The sequence below is a fragment of the Rugamonas sp. genome (assembly GCF_025354735.1).
In the GTDB taxonomy this organism is placed as follows: Bacteria; Pseudomonadota; Gammaproteobacteria; order Burkholderiales; family Burkholderiaceae_D; genus Rugamonas.
The window spans coordinates 1-16,264 of record NZ_JANXMI010000094.1; the positions used below are offsets into that span (position 1 = coordinate 1).

At 65.8% G+C, this 16,264-nt stretch carries 19 protein-coding genes; 11 read left to right on the forward strand and 8 right to left on the reverse strand.

The genetic code is table 11. The features are described 5' to 3' along the window. The 4 genes from Q0S71_RS08295 to Q0S71_RS08310 form a co-directional block, all read right to left on the reverse strand. Positions 1-258, reverse strand: a 258-nt coding sequence (locus tag Q0S71_RS08295; RefSeq protein ID WP_295993910.1) for a carbohydrate porin, incomplete at its 3' end; no start/stop codon positions are given. A gap of 56 nt (positions 259-314) precedes the next feature. Further along, positions 315-1,121, reverse strand: a complete 807-nt coding sequence (locus tag Q0S71_RS08300; RefSeq protein WP_295993911.1) for an ATP-binding cassette domain-containing protein — start codon at positions 1,119-1,121, stop codon at positions 315-317. A gap of 2 nt (positions 1,122-1,123) precedes the next feature. Continuing rightward, positions 1,124-2,083: an ABC transporter permease gene (locus Q0S71_RS08305; protein WP_295993912.1), complete on the reverse strand. Its 960-nt coding sequence runs from the start codon at positions 2,081-2,083 to the stop codon at positions 1,124-1,126. 76 nt (positions 2,084-2,159) lie between these two features. Then, positions 2,160-3,164, reverse strand: coding sequence for a sugar ABC transporter substrate-binding protein (locus Q0S71_RS08310; RefSeq protein WP_295993913.1), 1,005 nt, complete (start codon positions 3,162-3,164; stop codon positions 2,160-2,162). A gap of 252 nt (positions 3,165-3,416) precedes the next feature. On the opposite strand from Q0S71_RS08310, the gene Q0S71_RS08315 reads away from it, so the two are divergent. Beyond that, positions 3,417-4,037 (forward strand): nucleoside/nucleotide kinase family protein, encoded by a 621-nt coding sequence (locus Q0S71_RS08315; protein ID WP_295993944.1) that lies wholly within the window; start codon positions 3,417-3,419, stop codon positions 4,035-4,037. Positions 4,038-4,299: 262 nt separating this feature from the next. Continuing rightward, positions 4,300-5,913, forward strand: coding sequence for a methyl-accepting chemotaxis protein (locus Q0S71_RS08320; RefSeq protein ID WP_295993914.1), 1,614 nt, complete (start codon positions 4,300-4,302; stop codon positions 5,911-5,913). A gap of 66 nt (positions 5,914-5,979) precedes the next feature. Here the strand turns inward: Q0S71_RS08320 and Q0S71_RS08325 are convergent, their stop codons facing one another. Both Q0S71_RS08325 and Q0S71_RS08330 read right to left on the reverse strand, forming a co-directional pair. Continuing rightward, positions 5,980-6,612, reverse strand: a complete 633-nt coding sequence (locus Q0S71_RS08325) for a DUF5610 domain-containing protein (RefSeq protein WP_295993915.1) — start codon at positions 6,610-6,612, stop codon at positions 5,980-5,982. Positions 6,613-6,800: 188 nt separating this feature from the next. Beyond that, a complete protein-coding gene (locus tag Q0S71_RS08330) occupies positions 6,801-7,211 on the reverse strand; it encodes a hypothetical protein (protein ID WP_295993916.1) in 411 nt (136 codons plus the stop codon). Between the two features lie 371 nt (positions 7,212-7,582). Between Q0S71_RS08330 and Q0S71_RS08335 the strand changes: the two genes are divergently transcribed. The 3 genes from Q0S71_RS08335 (at position 7,583) to Q0S71_RS08345 (ending at position 9,065) form a co-directional block, all read left to right on the forward strand. After that, complete coding sequence (locus Q0S71_RS08335) at positions 7,583-8,383, forward strand: Crp/Fnr family transcriptional regulator (protein ID WP_295993917.1); 801 nt, start codon at positions 7,583-7,585, stop codon at positions 8,381-8,383. A gap of 81 nt (positions 8,384-8,464) precedes the next feature. Then, positions 8,465-8,863 (forward strand): DoxX family protein, encoded by a 399-nt coding sequence (locus Q0S71_RS08340; RefSeq protein ID WP_295993918.1) that lies wholly within the window; start codon positions 8,465-8,467, stop codon positions 8,861-8,863. A gap of 19 nt (positions 8,864-8,882) precedes the next feature. After that, positions 8,883-9,065 carry a hypothetical protein gene (locus Q0S71_RS08345; RefSeq protein ID WP_295993919.1) on the forward strand — a complete coding sequence of 61 codons (183 nt, stop codon included), beginning with the start codon at positions 8,883-8,885 and terminating at the stop codon, positions 9,063-9,065. 38 nt (positions 9,066-9,103) lie between these two features. Here the strand turns inward: Q0S71_RS08345 and Q0S71_RS08350 are convergent, their stop codons facing one another. Next, positions 9,104-9,802, reverse strand: coding sequence for a dienelactone hydrolase family protein (locus Q0S71_RS08350; RefSeq protein ID WP_295993920.1), 699 nt, complete (start codon positions 9,800-9,802; stop codon positions 9,104-9,106). Between the two features lie 143 nt (positions 9,803-9,945). Here Q0S71_RS08350 and Q0S71_RS08355 point away from each other — a divergent pair, with 143 nt between their 5' ends. The 5 genes from Q0S71_RS08355 (at position 9,946) to Q0S71_RS08375 (ending at position 13,936) form a co-directional block, all read left to right on the forward strand. Further along, positions 9,946-10,827 (forward strand): LysR family transcriptional regulator, encoded by an 882-nt coding sequence (locus Q0S71_RS08355; RefSeq protein WP_295993921.1) that lies wholly within the window; start codon positions 9,946-9,948, stop codon positions 10,825-10,827. A 194-nt stretch (positions 10,828-11,021) separates the two neighbouring features. Then, positions 11,022-12,239: a SpoIIE family protein phosphatase gene (locus tag Q0S71_RS08360; protein WP_295993922.1), complete on the forward strand. Its 1,218-nt coding sequence runs from the start codon at positions 11,022-11,024 to the stop codon at positions 12,237-12,239. A 16-nt stretch (positions 12,240-12,255) separates the two neighbouring features. After that, a complete protein-coding gene (locus Q0S71_RS08365) occupies positions 12,256-12,813 on the forward strand; it encodes a SiaB family protein kinase (RefSeq protein ID WP_295993923.1) in 558 nt (185 codons plus the stop codon). Between the two features lie 14 nt (positions 12,814-12,827). Then, positions 12,828-13,217 carry a DUF1987 domain-containing protein gene (locus Q0S71_RS08370; RefSeq protein WP_295993924.1) on the forward strand — a complete coding sequence of 130 codons (390 nt, stop codon included), beginning with the start codon at positions 12,828-12,830 and terminating at the stop codon, positions 13,215-13,217. An 8-nt stretch (positions 13,218-13,225) separates the two neighbouring features. Further along, entirely contained in the window at positions 13,226-13,936 is a 711-nt protein-coding gene (locus Q0S71_RS08375; RefSeq protein ID WP_295993925.1) for a GGDEF domain-containing protein, read from the forward strand. Positions 13,937-13,976: 40 nt separating this feature from the next. On the opposite strand, the gene Q0S71_RS08380 is transcribed toward Q0S71_RS08375, so the two are convergent. Then, positions 13,977-15,089 (reverse strand): NADH:flavin oxidoreductase/NADH oxidase, encoded by a 1,113-nt coding sequence (locus Q0S71_RS08380; protein ID WP_295993926.1) that lies wholly within the window; start codon positions 15,087-15,089, stop codon positions 13,977-13,979. 207 nt (positions 15,090-15,296) lie between these two features. Here Q0S71_RS08380 and Q0S71_RS08385 point away from each other — a divergent pair, with 207 nt between their 5' ends. After that, complete coding sequence (locus Q0S71_RS08385) at positions 15,297-16,181, forward strand: LysR family transcriptional regulator (protein ID WP_295993927.1); 885 nt, start codon at positions 15,297-15,299, stop codon at positions 16,179-16,181. The last annotated feature ends 83 nt before the right edge of the window (positions 16,182-16,264 follow it).

The following is a 16,264-nucleotide window of genomic DNA, read 5'->3' on the forward strand; positions in this document are numbered from 1 at the left end:
GCCGTTTTCGGATTTGGCGATTTCGTGGGTGTAACCGCCCTCGAAGTAGCTGTCGCACTCGTTGCCGAGGCGGTATTTGGAGGTCGGGCCGCCCAGGCCGTAGCAGCTTTGCGGGCCGTGGGTCGAGCTGGTGCCGGCGCCCGCGCGCAGGTAGCCGTGGAAGCCGTCGGTATCGTTGTAGGGATCGGCGTGGGCGACGCCAACAGTCAGTGCCAGGGCCAGGGCGGCCGGCAGGGTTTTGAGGACCGTGTGTTTCACTGCGTTGTCTCCTTCAGGGGTAAAAATGTCGATGTGGTTGCTTGTACTTGCTGCATTCAGGCCAGCGCTTCCGGGGGAAGGTCGGCCGGATCGAGGGCGCCGGTCATGACGGCGACGGTGTCGGACATGCTGATGTGCTTGGGGTCGACGACGGCCACGCGCTTGCCGAGGCGCTGGATGTGGATGCGGTCGGCGATCTCGAACACGTGCGGCATGTTGTGGCTGATGAGGATGACCGGCAGGCCGCGGTCGCGCACATTGCGTATCAGTTCCAGCACCATATTGCCTTCCTTGACGCCGAGCGCCGCCGTCGGCTCGTCGAGGATGACGACGTGGCGCGCGAACGCGGTGCTGCGCGCCACGGCCACGCCCTGGCGCTGGCCGCCCGACAGCGTGCCGACGGCCTGCTTCATCGAGCGGATGCCGATTTTCAGGTCGCGCATGTGGCCGGCCGCTTCGTCGAGCATGCGTTTCTTGTCGATCAGGCGCAGGCACTTGCCGAGCAGGCCGGGACGCAGCAGTTCGCGGCCGAGGAACAGGTTTTCGGCGATGGTCATGGCGGGCGCGACGGCCAGGTCCTGGTACACGGTTTCGATGCCGTGGCGGCGCGCGTCGATGGGCGACTTGAAGCGCACCACGGCGCCGTCGAGGCGCAGCTCGCCCGAGTCGGGCACGACGGCGCCCGACAGCGCCTTGATCAGGGACGACTTGCCGGCGCCGTTGTCGCCGATGACGGCCAGGATTTCGCCGGCGCGCAAGTCGAAGTCGGTGCCGTCGAGCGCGGTGACGCCGCCGTAGCGTTTCACCAGGGCGCGCGCCTGCAAGACCGTGGTGGCGGCGGAACTGATGGCGGAGGTGCTCATGGTCAGCCTTTCTTGTGCGTCAGTTGGTCGGTGGCCACGGCCAGGATCACGAGGATGCCGGTGACGAGGATTTGCACCACGGACGGCACGCCCATCAGCGTGAGGCCGTTGCGGAACACGCCCACGATGAGCACGCCGACCAGGGTGCCGAGCAGGGAGCCGCGCCCGCCGAACAGGCTGGTGCCGCCGAGGACGACGGCGGTGATGCTGTCGAGATTGTCGGTCTGGCCCGCTTGCGGATCGCCGACGCCCATGCGCGCCACCGACAGCATCGCGGCCATGCCGTAGAGCAGGCCGGCGCCCATGTAGACGCCGACGAGCACGCGGCCGGTGGCGATGCCGGTCAGCCGCGCCGCTTCCGGGTTGTTGCCGACGGCGTAGACGTGGCGGCCGGGCGCGGTCTCGCGCAGGAACAGCCACGTCAGCGCGTACAGCGCCAGCATCAGCACCGTGCCGTAGGTGACGCTGGTGGCGCCGACCTGGAAGGTGTTGCCGAAGAAGGTCATGGACTCGGGCAGGCCGGTGACGGTTTGCGCCTGCGAATAAATCTGGGTGACGGCGAAGGCGATGTTCATCGTGCCCAGCGTGACGATGAAGGGCGGCAGCCGGATCGCCGTCACCAGCGCGCCGTTGACGTAGCCGATCAGCACGCAGGCCACGATGCCGCAGGGCACGGCCAGCAGCGGATGCAGGCCGTAGTCGACGGCGAACTTGGTGGCCACGACCGAGCCGAGCGCCATCGCCATGCCGCAGGACAGGTCGATGCCGGCCGTTAAAATAATCAAGGTCTGGCCGATGGCGATCACGCCCACCACCATCACCTGTTGCAAGATCAGCGAGAAATTCTGGCCGCTCAAAAAGCGGTTCGACTGCGATGCGAAAAAGGTGCCGGCGATTAGCAGGGCCAGCAGCGGGCCGAGCGCGGTCAGCGCCGGCAGGGCGCCTTTGTAACGGGTCGTCATGAGAGCTTATCCTTGGGTGGACTGAAGGACAGCGCCGCCGGTGGGCGGCGCCGCTGCGCCGGATCGCGCTCCGGGCTTATTTGCCCCAGCAGGCGCCGAGGCCGAAGGCCGTGTCCTTGCTGTCGACGCCGCCCATCTTCTTGTCGGTGATGAGGGTGACGCCGGTGTCGACATAGCCGCTGGCCTTCTTGCCGGTCTTGACGTAGGCCACGCCGGCGTCGACGCCCATGGCGGCCATCTTCAGCGGATATTGCTGCGAGGTGGCGGCGATGACGCCGGCCTTGACGTCGCGCACGCCGTTGCAGCCGCCGTCGATCGACACGATCATCACGCCCTTTTCCTTGCCGGCGGCTTTCAGCGCCTTGTAGGCGCCGGCGGCGGCCGGTTCGTTGATGGTGTAGACGAGGTTGATGTCGGGATTTTTTTGCAGGCAGTTTTCCATCGCCGTCTGGCCCTTGCCCTGGTCGCCGTAGCTGTCGGCCATGCAGACCACGTCGGCGGTCTTCGATTGCCCCACGGTTTGCGCCGTTATGCCACTGGCGCCGAAGCCGGCCAGGAAGCCGTTGTGGCGGGCGATGCCGACCGGATGGCCGGGGAACAGGTCGAGCGTGGCGATCTTGGCCGGCTTGCCGCCGAAGGCGGTCTTGGCGTAGGCGCCGATCAGCTGGCCGGCCTTGAAGTTGTCGGTGGCGAACAGGGCGTCGGTGGCGTCCTGCGGATCGGCCGGGCTGTCGAGCGCGATCACCATCACGCCCTGGGCGCGGGCCTTCTTGATGGCCGGCACGATGGCCTTGGAATCGTTGGGCGTAATCATGATGGCCTTGGCGCCGGCCGAGATCATGTTTTCGATGGCGGTGACCTGGCCGGCGTTGTCGCCGTCGGCCTTGCCGGCCGCCGTCAGCAGCTTGGCGCCGTCCGCCTTGGCCGACTGCTGCGCGCCTTCCTTCATCTTGACGAAGAAGGGATTGGTTTCCGTTTTGGTAATCAGGCCGACGACGGCTTCGTCGGCGGCATAGGCGCTGGGAGCGGCCTGGGTGGTGAGGGCGAGCGCAGCCAATACATAGCAATGTTTAGGGTTCATGCATGTCTCCAAATTATTTTGGTTATGTCGTCGGCTTGTGCCGATCGCTGATGAAAATGTAGGCGCCTGCGATTAATAAATCAAGCACTTTTACTTATTACCTCGAAAACAACAATGCAGAATGCACACTTGACGCTGCCGGCCGCGCCGGCATAATCTGGACGTTTAGCCTGGGCGCACCGTCTTGGCGCCGCCTTGGCGTACCGAGCGGCCGCGCCCGCCAACTGACCAGGAAATACCGTGAATTCAACGCTGTCGCACACCGCCATACTCGACGCCATCCTGGCCACGCTGGCGCGGCCGGATGCGCCACGGCGCTACATCCTCGGTCTGGCCGGCACGCCCGGCGCCGGCAAATCGACGGTGGCGCAGGCGCTGCTCGACGCCTTGCCCGGCCGCGCCGCGCTGGTGCCGATGGACGGCTTTCACCTGGCCAACGAGGAGCTGGAGCGGCTGGGCCGCCGGGGCCGCAAGGGCGCCGAAGACACGTTCGACGGCGCCGGCTATGTGGCCTTGCTGCGGCGCTTGCGCCAGCCGGCGCCGGGCGAGGTGGTCTACGCGCCCACGTTCCGGCGCGCCATCGACGCCGCCGAGGCCGGCGCGATCGCGGTGCCGGAAGCGGTGCAGCTGGTCATCACCGAAGGCAATTATTTGCTGCTCGACCACGGACCGTGGGCGGCGGTGCGCAGCCTGCTCGACCAAAGCTGGTATATCGACATCGACCCGGTGCTGCGGCGCCAGCGGCTGGTGGCGCGCCACATGCATTTCGGCCGCAGCGCCGAGGCCGCGCTGGCCTGGGTCATCGGCACCGATGAGCCGAACGCGCTGCTGATCGAAGCGAGCCGGGCGCGCGCCGACCACGTGCTGCGCTGAGCGCCGGCCTTCCGGCTTGCGCTCCACCGTGGCCACCGCGCCTCGCAATGCCGCGTTGACACTGTTGTTTCGGGTGCATTGCCGACGCCGATTTAATTGATTTGCAGAATTATAACTTTTTTTTGGGAAAATTTCTCTATCCAAAAATCGGATAGAATCTCAACCCTATCCCGTTTACCACGCGCCCGAACCGTCCCTGCGACGCGACCTTCGGCGACCCCTCCGGGCTGTGGGCGGCATCCCAAATTGTTGAAAGAATGACATGAAGAACTGGAAAATCGGCACCCGCCTCACGGCCGGGTTCGGCCTCGTATTGTGCCTCGCGACCTTGATGACCGGCATCGGCATCTGGCGTTTGCAGGCGGTGGCCGACGCCACCCACGACATGATGCAGCAGCCGCTGGCCAAGGAACGCATGATAGGCGACTGGTATTTGCTGATCCACACCAGCGTGCGCCGCGTGACGGCCGTGGCCAAGAGCACCGACACCTCGCTGGGCGCCTTCTTCACCGAAGACACGGCCGCCTCCGTGCGCGACGTCGCCGAGCTGCAAAAGAAGATCGAGCCGCTGCTGGTGTCGGACAAGGAAAAATCCGAATTCGCGGCCATGTCGCAGACGCGCCTGAAATACATCGCCTCGCGCGCGGCCATCGAAAAACTGAAGCTGGCCGGCAAGTTCGACGAGGCCGCCGACGAGCTGCAAACCAAGCTGCTGCCGCTGTCGAAGCAGTACCTGGAATCGCTGCGCCTGATGCGTGACGTGCAGCGCCAGACCATCGACGCCGACGCCGAGCAGATCGACGCCATCTACCGCACCAGCCGCAGCCTGTTGATCGGCCTCGGCGTGGTGGTGCTGCTGTTCGGCGCGCTGTGCGCGTGGCGGCTGACGCTGGGCATCATCCGCCCGCTGAGCCGCGCCGTCGCCATCGCCCGCACGGTGGCGTCCAACGATTTGAGCAGCCGGATCGAGGTCGACTCGACCGACGAGACGGGCCAGCTGCTGGCGGCGCTGCAACACATGAACGACAGCCTGGCCCGCGTGGTCGGCGAAGTGCGCACCGGCAGCGCGTCGATCGCGACGGCGTCGAGCGAAATCGCGGCCGGCAATCTGGACTTGTCCAAGCGCACCGAACATCAGGCCGGCAGCCTGGAGGAAACCGCCTCGTCGATGGAAGAATTGACGGCGACCGTGCGCCAGAACGCCGACCACGCGCGCCAGGCCAACGCGCTGGCGCAGGCCGCGTCGACGGTGGCGCTGCGCGGCGGCAGCGAAGTGTCGCAATTGGTCGATACGATGGGCGCGATCAACCAGTCGTCGCGCAAGATCGTCGAAATCATCAGCGTGATCGATGGCATCGCCTTCCAGACCAATATCCTGGCGCTGAACGCGGCGGTCGAAGCGGCCCGCGCCGGCGAGCAGGGCCGCGGCTTCGCCGTCGTCGCCACCGAAGTGCGCAGCCTGGCCCAGCGCAGCGCCACGGCGGCCAAGGAAATCAAGGTATTGATCGATGCATCGGTGGAACAGGTCGATACCGGCAGCAAGCTCGTCGAGCGGGCCGGCGCCATCATGAGCGAAGTGGTCAGCAGCGTCGGCAGCGTCAGCGACATCATCGGCGAGATCACCACGGCCAGCCAGGAACAGAGCCACAGCATCGAGCAGGTCAACCGCGCCATCGCGCAAATGGACCAGGTGACGCAGCAGAACGCGGCGCTGGTGGAACAGGCGTCGGCCGCGGCCGGCGCCTTGCAGGAACAGGCCGCCGGCCTGAGCGAGATGGTCGGCGTGTTCAAGCTGGGCGCGGATCAGCGCGCCACGCAGGCGACGCGCCGCGCGCCACAGCCGGCCAGGGGCTTCGCGCCGCGCCTGCTGGCGTGAGATTGAGGCACTAAACTGATTGCGGCGCGCAAGGCGCCGCGATCTCAAAATGAGGCGGCCGGCGGCCTAGTTCTGCCGCGCCGTCACCGTGATGCGGGCGCTGGTGCCGGCAGTGCTGCTGGCGCTGCTATCTGTGCTACTGCCCGTGGCGGCCGCCGCGCCATCGCCGTCGCCGGACGCGCCCGACAAGTGGGCCTTCTCGAAATCGTCGTAGCCCTTTTCCACCAGGTCGCGCGTCTTGTTGATGGCGGCGGACAGGCCGCTGTCGAGCACGCCGAGGCCGCCAAGGATGCCGGCCGCTTCGCCGAAGCCCTTTTCAAACCCGCCCCGTATCGTGCTGATGAAATCCTTGACGACGTCGTCGTCGGCCTCGCCCGGATGTTGCGCCTTGAAGGCGGCGAAGAAACCGGTGGAGCCGGCCAGGATGCTGTTGGCGGTCGTCTCGGCCGAGTGGTCTGCGCTGGCGCCGTTCTGGATCGCGTTGGGCCCCAGCTTGGCTGCCAGGGCGTCGTTGATGGCGTTGATGGCGCTGCTGAGCACCAGCGCGTGCGGCTGTTGTTTGCTGCCGAGACTGACATTATCGCTGCCGTCGGCGCCGGTCTGGGCGTCGACGCCGGCCTTGGCGAACTGCGTGGTGATGACAGCGTTGTTGATGGAGGTGGCGGCGAAAGCGGAGTAGGCGGTGACGTTGTTGGACATGGTGGTTGCTCCTTGCGATGCGTGGTCAGCCCGCATGCGTAAAAAGACCGCCAAGCCGGCTCGATACTTGTGGTAACGGCAGCCGCGAGTAAAAACTGAGGAGGAATTGCACTTGCTGTTAGGCAATTAGGGCGTTGCGGCGGCTTGCGGCGGCGCCGTTGGCCACTGGTTTGACACTGATAGTCAAATTAATAGTCAAATTTGCTGCTGCGTCCCGCGCGGGCCGGCGCGGGTTTGGTCGGCTGTGCCGGTGCCGGGCGTTTGGCGGCTTGGGCGCGGCTGGCCCGCAGCGCATGCTGCTCGGCGATGCGGCGCTGGGCCTGCAAGCGTTTCATGCAATATTGAATGGTGTTGATTTTTTGCACCATGGCGACCGCCCAGACCAGGCCCAGGATAATCAGCGCGCCGATGTACCAGCTTTGCCAGCTACCGTAAATCTGGTCAATCATCGGGAAAATCGGCCGCGCCTGGGCCAGGGCGTCCTGGCCGAAGATGGCCAGCGCCAGGGCCGCCGCGCCCAGCGTGACGGTGCCGGCCAACTGCCAACTGCTGGACTCCAACTGCTTCTGCAAAATATCCGTATCGGGTGCGTTGTTCATAGTCGATCTGTCGCTGCGGCCGGGCGATCCGTCCGCTAACGCGGTAGCGGAACCGCGCGGCGATATTATGTCATTTATTTTCCGTAAGGGAAAGTAAATTGCTTGATGGAATCTACCGCCCAGCCGTTCCGCCCGGCGCGCCCGGACTCGTCGACGGCGCCGCATGCCGGCACGCGGCCGGGAAAGCCGCGACTGGCGGTATCCTCCGCGCCACGTAGGATAAAGATGACGTTTTACCTTGTGTCTAGCCTACATAGGCGTATAGCTTGGTCCTATACCGCACATAGCACCTGATCGCTAAAGTACAGCTTATCAACACGGCATGATTAGCCGGCTTGAAAAGTTAATCCAACAACACGAAGAGGCGCATCATGTACACCACCAACGCTATTGAAGCCAAGAACGCAAACGACGTCAACCACGGTTTCCGTTCGCTCGATATCGGCGCGCCACGCACCACCCCCGCACCAGCGGTCAGCACCCTGGGCGCCCAACAAAACGATTTGCTGCGCGCCCTGTCGCGCGAGGACTTGATCTTGCTGTTCGAACAGCTGGAATTCGTCAAGCTCAGCGCCGGCCAGCGCCTGTATGAATGCGGCGGCAAGGTCGAGTACGCTTACTTCCCGACCAACGCCATCATCTCGCTGCAATACGTGATGGAAGACGGCGCCACCACCGAGATCGCCGTCGTCGGCCGCGAGGGCGTGGCCGGCATCTCGCTGCACGCGCTGGACCGCGCCAGCTGCGACGCCGTGGTGCAAGCGCCCGGCTACGGCTATCGCCTGAAAACCGAAGCGCTGCGGGTCGCGTTCAACGAAGGCGGCGCCCTGGCCCAGCAGCTGATGCGCTACACCAGCGCCATGTTCGCCCAGCTGGCGCAAAACGTCGTCGGCAGCCGCCACAGCACCATCGAACAGAAACTGTGCCGCTGGCTGCTCGACCGCCTCGACCGTTCAATGTCGAACGAATTGAAGGTCACGCAAGAGACCATCGCCCAGATGCTCGGCGTGCGGCGCGAAAGCATCACCTGCGCCGCCGGAAAATTGCAGGACGAGGGTATGATCGAATGCTGGCGCGGCCTGGTGGTGGTGCTGGACCGCAGCCGCATGGAAGAGTACGCTGGCACCTGCTACCGCGCCGGCCGCAGCGGTGTGCGGCAACTCAATGACTAAGAATTCATCGACCGACTATCAGCGGCGCAGCGGGGACGGCTTATGAGCACATCGATGCCGACATCGATGCCGATATCGAGAATGGGAGTACGCGGTGGGCGCCTGCTGCTGGCGCTGTTCTTCGTCATCGGCGGTGTGCTGCATTTTGTGCTGCCGTCGGCTTACGTCGCCATCATGCCGCCCTGGCTGGACTGGCCGCTGCAATTGGTCTACCTCAGCGGCGTGTGCGAAATCGCCGGCGGCCTCGGCGTGCTGCCGGCGCTGACGCGGCGCGCCGCCGGCATCGGCCTGATCCTGTTGTCCATTGCCGTGTTGCCGGCCAATGTGCAGATGCTGCTCAATGCCGTCGACGCCGCCAAACCGCTGTGGCAACTGGCGCTGCTGACCGTGCGCCTGCCTTTGCAGCTGGCGCTGATCTGGTGGATCTGGACTTGCAGCGTCAAGCCCTCGCCATCGTACGCCCCGGCCCGTCCACTTTAAAACTCATACAAGGAAACGCATGGACACCTACATCGTCGAAGTCTTCATCAAGGACGCCAGCGGCGCCCGCAAATTCACGTGGGAAGGCGAGGCCGCCAACCAGGCCGCCGCCGAGGAGCTGGCCGAAGGCGCGGCGCTGGAAGACGCCAACGCCAAGGGCGTGCGCGGCGAGGCGACGGTCGAAATCATCTCGGCCGCCTGATTCCGACTGTCTCGTCGGCCCCGTCGTCAGCTTCCGCTTCAGCTTAAGTGCAGCTTGAAAAACGCCGCCGTGCGGCTGTTGGCCAGCGTCGCGGCGGCGGCATCGTAATGATTGCCGTCGGGGCGGGCGAAGGCGTGGTTGCAGCCGGGATAAGTGTGCAGCTCGACATGGGGATTGGCGCCCAGCGCGGCGTTGATGGCCGCTTGCGCCTCCTTGCCGATGTACTCGTCCTCGCCGGCCAGGTGATAGAGCAGGGGCCGCTTGATGGCGCCGGCTTCGGCCACATACTTTTCGGTGGCGCCGCCGTAGTAGGCGACGAAGGCGTCGGCGTCGGCGCGGGCGGCCGTCAGATAAGTCATCAAGCCGCCCAGGCAATAGCCGGTCACGCCGACCTTGCCCGAGGCGCCCGCCAGCGTGCGCGCGGCGGCGACGGTGGCGGCGATATCCCGGGCGCCGCGATCGAAGTCGTAGGCGGTGTATAGCGCGAAGCCCTTGGCCCAGTCGCCCTCGCTTTTTTCCGACATATACAGTCCCGGCTCGGCGCGCCAGAACAAGTCCGGGCAGACCGCGATGTAGCCGGCCGCCGCGTAGGCGTAGGCGATGCTGCGGATGCCGGCGTTGACGCCGAAAATCTCCTGGATCACGACGACGACCGGCGCCGCCTGGGTGATGCCGGGGAGGGCGACGTAGCAGTCGAAGCTGCCGTCGGCGGTGTGGACGGTGAGGCGGTTGCTCATGGTATTCTCCAGTGCCTGCTCGGCGTGATGAGGAGGTCCATGTTAAACCGAAACGGCGCGCCCGAAACCGACCACACCACGGCAGCGCCGCACAGCGGCTTTGCGAAAATGCGCCGCCCCGCCCGTCACCCACCGCGAGCATAATGACGACCGATTTCGACTGGAACGATATCCCGCTGATCCTGTCGCTGGCCCGCAGCGGCAGCATGAGCGCCACCGGCCGCGCGCTCGGCCTGAACACGTCCACCGTCAGCCGCCGCCTGGCCGCCGCCGAAAAGGCGCTGGCGCTGCGCCTGTTCATCCGCGACAACACGCGCTACCAGCTGACCGACGCCGGCCGCGTCTTCGTCGAATATGGCGAAGCGGTGTACGGCAATGTGCACGACATGCTGACGGCATCGACCCGGCAAGCGCAGGCCATCGCCGGCACCGTGCGCGTCACCGCCATCGACTTCCTGCTCGACTACTGGCTGATGGCGCATCTGCCGGCGCTGCAAGCGCAGCACCCGCAATTGCAGCTGCAACTGACGGCCAACAACGGCAACCTGTCCTTCACCCGGCGCGAGGTCGACCTCGCGCTGCGGCTGTCGAAGCCGGACGCCGACGCCGCCCTGGTGATGCGCAAGCTGGGCCAGTTCAGCTACGCCGTCTACGGCCACGCGCGCCACGCCGGGCTGGCGCGGGCCGACTGGGGCCGCCACGGCTGGATAGGCTACGACGACACGCTGGCCCATCTGCCGGAAATGGCGTGGATCGCCGGCCTGTCGCCGCGGCCGCCGTGGTCCCTGCGGGTCAACAGCCTGAGCACGATGGTGCGCGCCTGCCGCGAGGGCGTCGGCCTGGCGTTGCTGCCGTGCCTGATCGGCCAGCAGGAAGGCTTGACGCGGCTGGCGCCGCAGCAGGAATTGCACCGGGAATTGTGGCTGCTCAGCCATCGCGACGCCGGCTCCATCGCCCGCTTCAAGCTCGTGGCCGAGTGGCTGACCGGCCTGTACGCCGACAGCGTCGCGCGCCTGTGCGGCTGAAACGGGCGCGGCGGCGCCATCGAGCCCACAAGTACGCTACCGGTATGCGGACCGTGGTATCGTCGGCGGCGCTGTGCTTTCGGTAACGATTATTTCTTTTTGATAATGATGTCACGGCGGCGTCACAAACGCTGGCTATCATGGCGACCATCCGTTATCGAACAAGGTCCGCCGTGGAGTTCAACGCATCCCGCTTGCATTTACCCCGTTTCCGCCAGTCGGTGGCGGCCGACCTGTGCGTCGACACGGTTTCGGTCGCCTCCGACGCCAGCAACTTCGCCGTGCTCGAACTGTTCACCGAGCGGCGCGACCTGATGAGCCTGCCCGTCATCGAGCATGAACGGCCGATAGGCCTCATCAGCCGCAACATCTTCATGTCGCAGATGTCCAAGCCGTTTTACCACGAGGTCTACGGCAAGAAGAGCTGCATCGCCTTCATGGACAAGGAGCCGCTGATCGTCGATGCGGCCATGAGCATCGAAGACCTGACCTTCCGCGCCGTCGAATCGGGCGAAAAGGCGCTGGCCGACGGCTTCATCATCACCCGCGACGGCGCGCTCGACGGCGTCGGCTTCGGCCTGCAACTGATGAACGTCGTCGCCAATATGCAGGCCGAAAAAAACCGCCAGATCATGCACAGCATCGACTACGCCAGCGTGATCCAGCGCGCGCTGCTGCGCACCTCGCGCGCGGCGCTATCGGCCGCGCTGGCCGACGCCGAATTGATCTGGCAGCCGCGCGACGTCGTCGGCGGCGATTTTTATTATTTCGCCAGCTACCCGGACGGCTGGTTCGCCGCCATCGCCGACTGCACCGGCCACGGCGTGCCGGGCGCCTTCATGACGCTGATATCGTCGTCGACCCTGGCGCAGGCCTTGCAGCAACTGGGTCCGCGCGATCCGGCCGCGCTGATCGGGGAAGTGAGCCGCGGCGTCAAGACCATGCTGGGCCAGACCGACGGCCGCCGGCCGGCGGACCATCAGCAGCCCGAATCGAACGATGGCATGGACGCCGCCTTTTTGTGGTTCGACGCCGCCAGCCGCCAGCTCACCTTCGCCGGCGCCAAACTGTCGCTGCTCATGCTCACGCCCGACGCCGACGCCGTGCAAGCCATCGACAGCGAGCGCATGGGCGTCGGCTATGTCGACACGCCGCCCGACTTCATCTGGACCAACAAGACCATCACGGTGGCGCCGGGCAGCCTGCTGTTCATCACCACCGACGGCCTGGTCGACCAGATCGGCGGCCACAAGGATATCGCCTACGGCAAGCGCCGCATCCGCGACCAGCTGCTGGCGCAGCGCGCCGCGCCGGCGGCCCAGGTGAGCGCCGCGCTGCTGGCCGACTTCCAGCAGTGGCAGGGCGCGCAGCCGCGGCGCGACGACCTGACCTTTTTCTGTTTCCGTCCCTAAGCATCCAGGAGCCGCTTTGCTTTACGAAGAATTCAACGAGTTTTGGCAGGTCGCGCGCAAGCGCCACATCATCTTTTTTTACGTCGGCTATTTTTCGCAGCACGTCGTCGCCGCCATATCGGAAACCATCAAGGCGCGCCTGGACACGGCCGGCGCGGCCGGTCCGACGCGGCGCCGCATCTTCTCGTCCTTCGTCGAAATGTCGCAGAACATCATGCACTATTCGTCGGACACGCTGACGTCGGACGAACTGCAGGAAAACCAGATGCGGCGCGGCTCCTTCTGCATCGGCATGCGCGGCGACAGCTTCTTCCTGCTGTGCGCCAATCCGGTGTCGACCGAGAACGTGGAAAAGATCCGCGCCCGCCTCGAGCCGCTGCACACCATGACCATCGATGAAATCAAGAGCGCATATAAAAAAGCGCTGCGCGACGAAACGCCGCAAGACAGCAAAGGCGCCGGCCTCGGTTTCCTGACCATGGCGCGCGACGCCAGCGAGCCGCTGGAATTTGAATTTGTAAAAGAAGCCCACGATCCACAGACCACGGTGTTCTGCATCAAAGCTATCATCTGAAGAGACGACACGACATGGAACCATTGTTCATTACCGCTTCGCCGACGTCGCCCGAAATCGACTTCCGCTTCCACCAGAACACGCTGTCGATCAAGGGCGAGTCCTACCCCGAAAACGCGGCCGCCTTTTACGGCCCGCTGATCGACAAGGTGCGCCTCTACCTGGCCCGCTGCGAGCTCGCCGACATCACCGTCAACGTGTCGCTGGCCTACTTCAACAGCTCCAGCACGAAGATGTTGTTCACGCTGTTCGAAGCGCTCAACGACGCCGCCGTCGCCGGCAACCAGGTGCGCCTGAACTGGTATCACGACGTCGACGACGACACCATCCTCGAATTCGGCCAGGAGTTGCAGGACGATTTCGGCGCGCTCGATTTTTGCGACCATCCGGTCGTGAGCAACTGACGCGGCCCATGAGCGAGCCGGATCTGTTTGAAGCGGAGAGCGCGGCGCTGGCCCGCGCCAGGGCCACGCACGACGACGCCGACGCCGGCGCGCCCGAGACGCGGCGCGTGCTCGGCGAGCTGCTGGCGCATTACGAACGCCTGATGCGCGAGACGCGACGGCTGATCCGCCGCAGCGACCGCGCCGAGCGCGATATGAACCAGCTCAATTGCCAGCTGCATGAACTGGCCGGCCAGCTCGAATACCGCGCCACCCACGACCCGCTGACCGGCGCGCTCAATCGCGGCGCCGTCATCGAGCACGCGTCGGATTGTCTGGAACAGGGCGACGTGGCGCTGATCGTGCTCGATATCGACCACTTCAAGCAGGTGAACGACGACTTCGGCCACCCGGCCGGCGACGCCGTGATCCAGGCCGTGGTGCAGTGCCTGAACGGGCTGCTGGGCGGCGAGGTGGCCATCGGCCGCGTCGGCGGCGAGGAGTTTTCCGTGGTGTGGCCGACGGCGTCGGCCGATGACGCGGCCGGCGTCGGCCAGCGCATCTGCGACGCCATCGCCGGCGCCGGCTTTGCCGCGCCCATCGACCGCGCCGTCACGGCCAGCGTCGGCGTGAGCTGGAACCGGCGCGGCGACAGCTTCGACCAGGCCTATGGCCGCGCCGACGAGGCGCTGTACCAGGCCAAGCGCGCTGGCCGCAATTGCGTGCGGCTGGCGGCTTGATCGCGGGTTAGCTGCCACCACCACCGCACTGATTTTTCGCTCAGCGCGCGCCGAAGCTGGTGCCGCTGATCAGGTTGGGATACTCGCGCGGGGCGGCGCGCCAGTACGGCGGCGCGGCCGTGACGGTGGCGCCCAGCTCGGCGGCGGCGTGCCACGGCCAGCGCGGGTTGTACAGCATGGCGCGCGCCAGCGCGACGAAGTCGGCATGGCCGGCGGCGATGATGTCCTCGGCCTGCTGCGCTTGCGTAATCAGTCCCACCGCGATGGTGGTCACTCCCGTCGCTTCCTTGATCGCCTGCGCGAACGGCACCTGGTAGCCGGCGCCGATGGTGATCTTTTGCCGCGGCGAGATGCCGCCGGACGAGGCGTCGATCCAGTCCACGCCGCGTGCCTTGAGCACTTTGGCGAAGGCGATGGTCTGTTCCAGATCCCAGCCGCCGTCGATCCAGTCGGTGGCCGACACTTTCACCCCCAGCGGCATGGCGGCCGGCAGCACGGCGCGCACGGCGTCGTACACTTCGAGCGGGAAGCGCATGCGGTTTTCCAGCGAGCCGCCGTAGTCGTCGCCGCGCTCGTTGGCGATCGGCGAGAGGACCTGGTGCAGCAGATAGCCGTGCGCGGCGTGCAGTTCCAGGCCGTCGACGCCGAGCCGCACGGCGCGCTGGGCGGCGGCGACGAAGGCGTTGCGGATGCGTATCATGCCGACCCGGTCGAGCGCCCGGGGTGGCGCTTCGCCCGCCATCTGCGGCAGCGCGGACGGCGCGTCGGTCGGCCAGCCGCCGTCGGCCGGCAGGATTTGCTGGCCGCCTTCCCAGGGCACGTGGCTCGATGCCTTGCGGCCGGCGTGGCTCAGTTGCATGATGACGCGGATGGGCGAGAACTGCCGTACCGCGCTCAGTACCGGTATCAAGGCCGATTCGGTGCGCTCGTCCCACAGGCCCAGATCGCCCGGCGTGATGCGTCCGCCCGGCTCGACCGCCGTCGCTTCGATGAACAGGGCGCCCGCGCCGGAGGCGGCCATGCTGCCGAGGTGGATGGTGTGCCACGGCGTCGGCTGGCCGTCGACGGCCCAGTACTGGCACATCGGCGAGACGACGATGCGGTTGGGCAGCGTGAGCTTGCCGAGCTGGTGCGGGGAGAACAGTGCGCTCATGGTGGTTTCCGGTGGTGGGGGATCGATGCCCTCAGTGTACGAGGCTCTTAAAATCGGAAAAATAGTCTCGCGGTCCAAACATAGTGGACGCCGCCATCCGCAATGCGGGGCGGCGGGGAAAATGGTGGGCGCCCCTTACGCTGCGCGAAAAACCGGCTAAGATGGCGGATATATCGGACGAGTATGTCCATCAACAGATTAGGTGCTATGGATAGTTTAAGCGGCATTTCGATGTTTGTGTTGGTCGCGGAAACGCGCAGTTTTACCAAGGCCGGGCAGCAGTTCGGCGTATCGTCGTCGGCGGTGGGCAAGAGCATCGCGCGCATGGAGGAGCGGCTGGCGGTGCGGCTGTTCCACCGCAGCACGCGCAGCATCACGCTGACGGCCGAGGGCGCGCTGTTCCTGGAGCGCTGCCGGCGCATCCTCGGCGAGGTCGAGGCGGCCGAGGCCGAATTGTCGGAGGTGGCGGGCTCGCCGCGCGGGCGCCTGCGGGTCAGCACGCCACAGCTGTTGGGGCTGATGATGCCGACGCTAGACCTGTTCATGCAGAATTATCCCGACATCGCGCTCGACGTCGACCTGTCGGACCGCATGGTGGACGTGATCGAGGAGGGTTTCGACGCCGTGATCCGCACCGGCGAGCAGCACGATTCGCGCCTGACCGCGCGCCGCCTGGGCGCGTGCCGCCAGGTGATGGTGGCCTCGCCCGAGTATCTGGCGCAGCGCGGCGTGCCGTCCCACCCGCGCGAACTGGCCCAGCATCCCTGCCTGCTGCACAAGTTCCCCGCCACGGGCAAGCTGGAGCGCTGGCCTTTTTTGCTGGCCGACGACGAACCCGAGCCGGTATTGCAGGAGCGGCTGACCTGCAACACCATCGAGGCGCTCACCCATGCCGTCAAGCAACACAAGGGCATCGCCTTTTTGCCGACCTTTATCGTGCGCGACGAACTCGCCAGCGGCCAGCTGGTGACGGTGATGGACGAGTTCCTCGACAAGACGGTGACGTTCTGGGTCTTGTGGCCGGCCAGCCGGTACGCCTCGCCGAAGTTGCGCGTATTCATAGATTTCTTGCAGCAGAATTTGCGCATCTAGCCCTTGCCCGGGAGTATAGCGGACTTAAACGTCCTGTATGTTCGGATATTCAGCATATTTATTCCTGAGCGTTTTATCTCTAC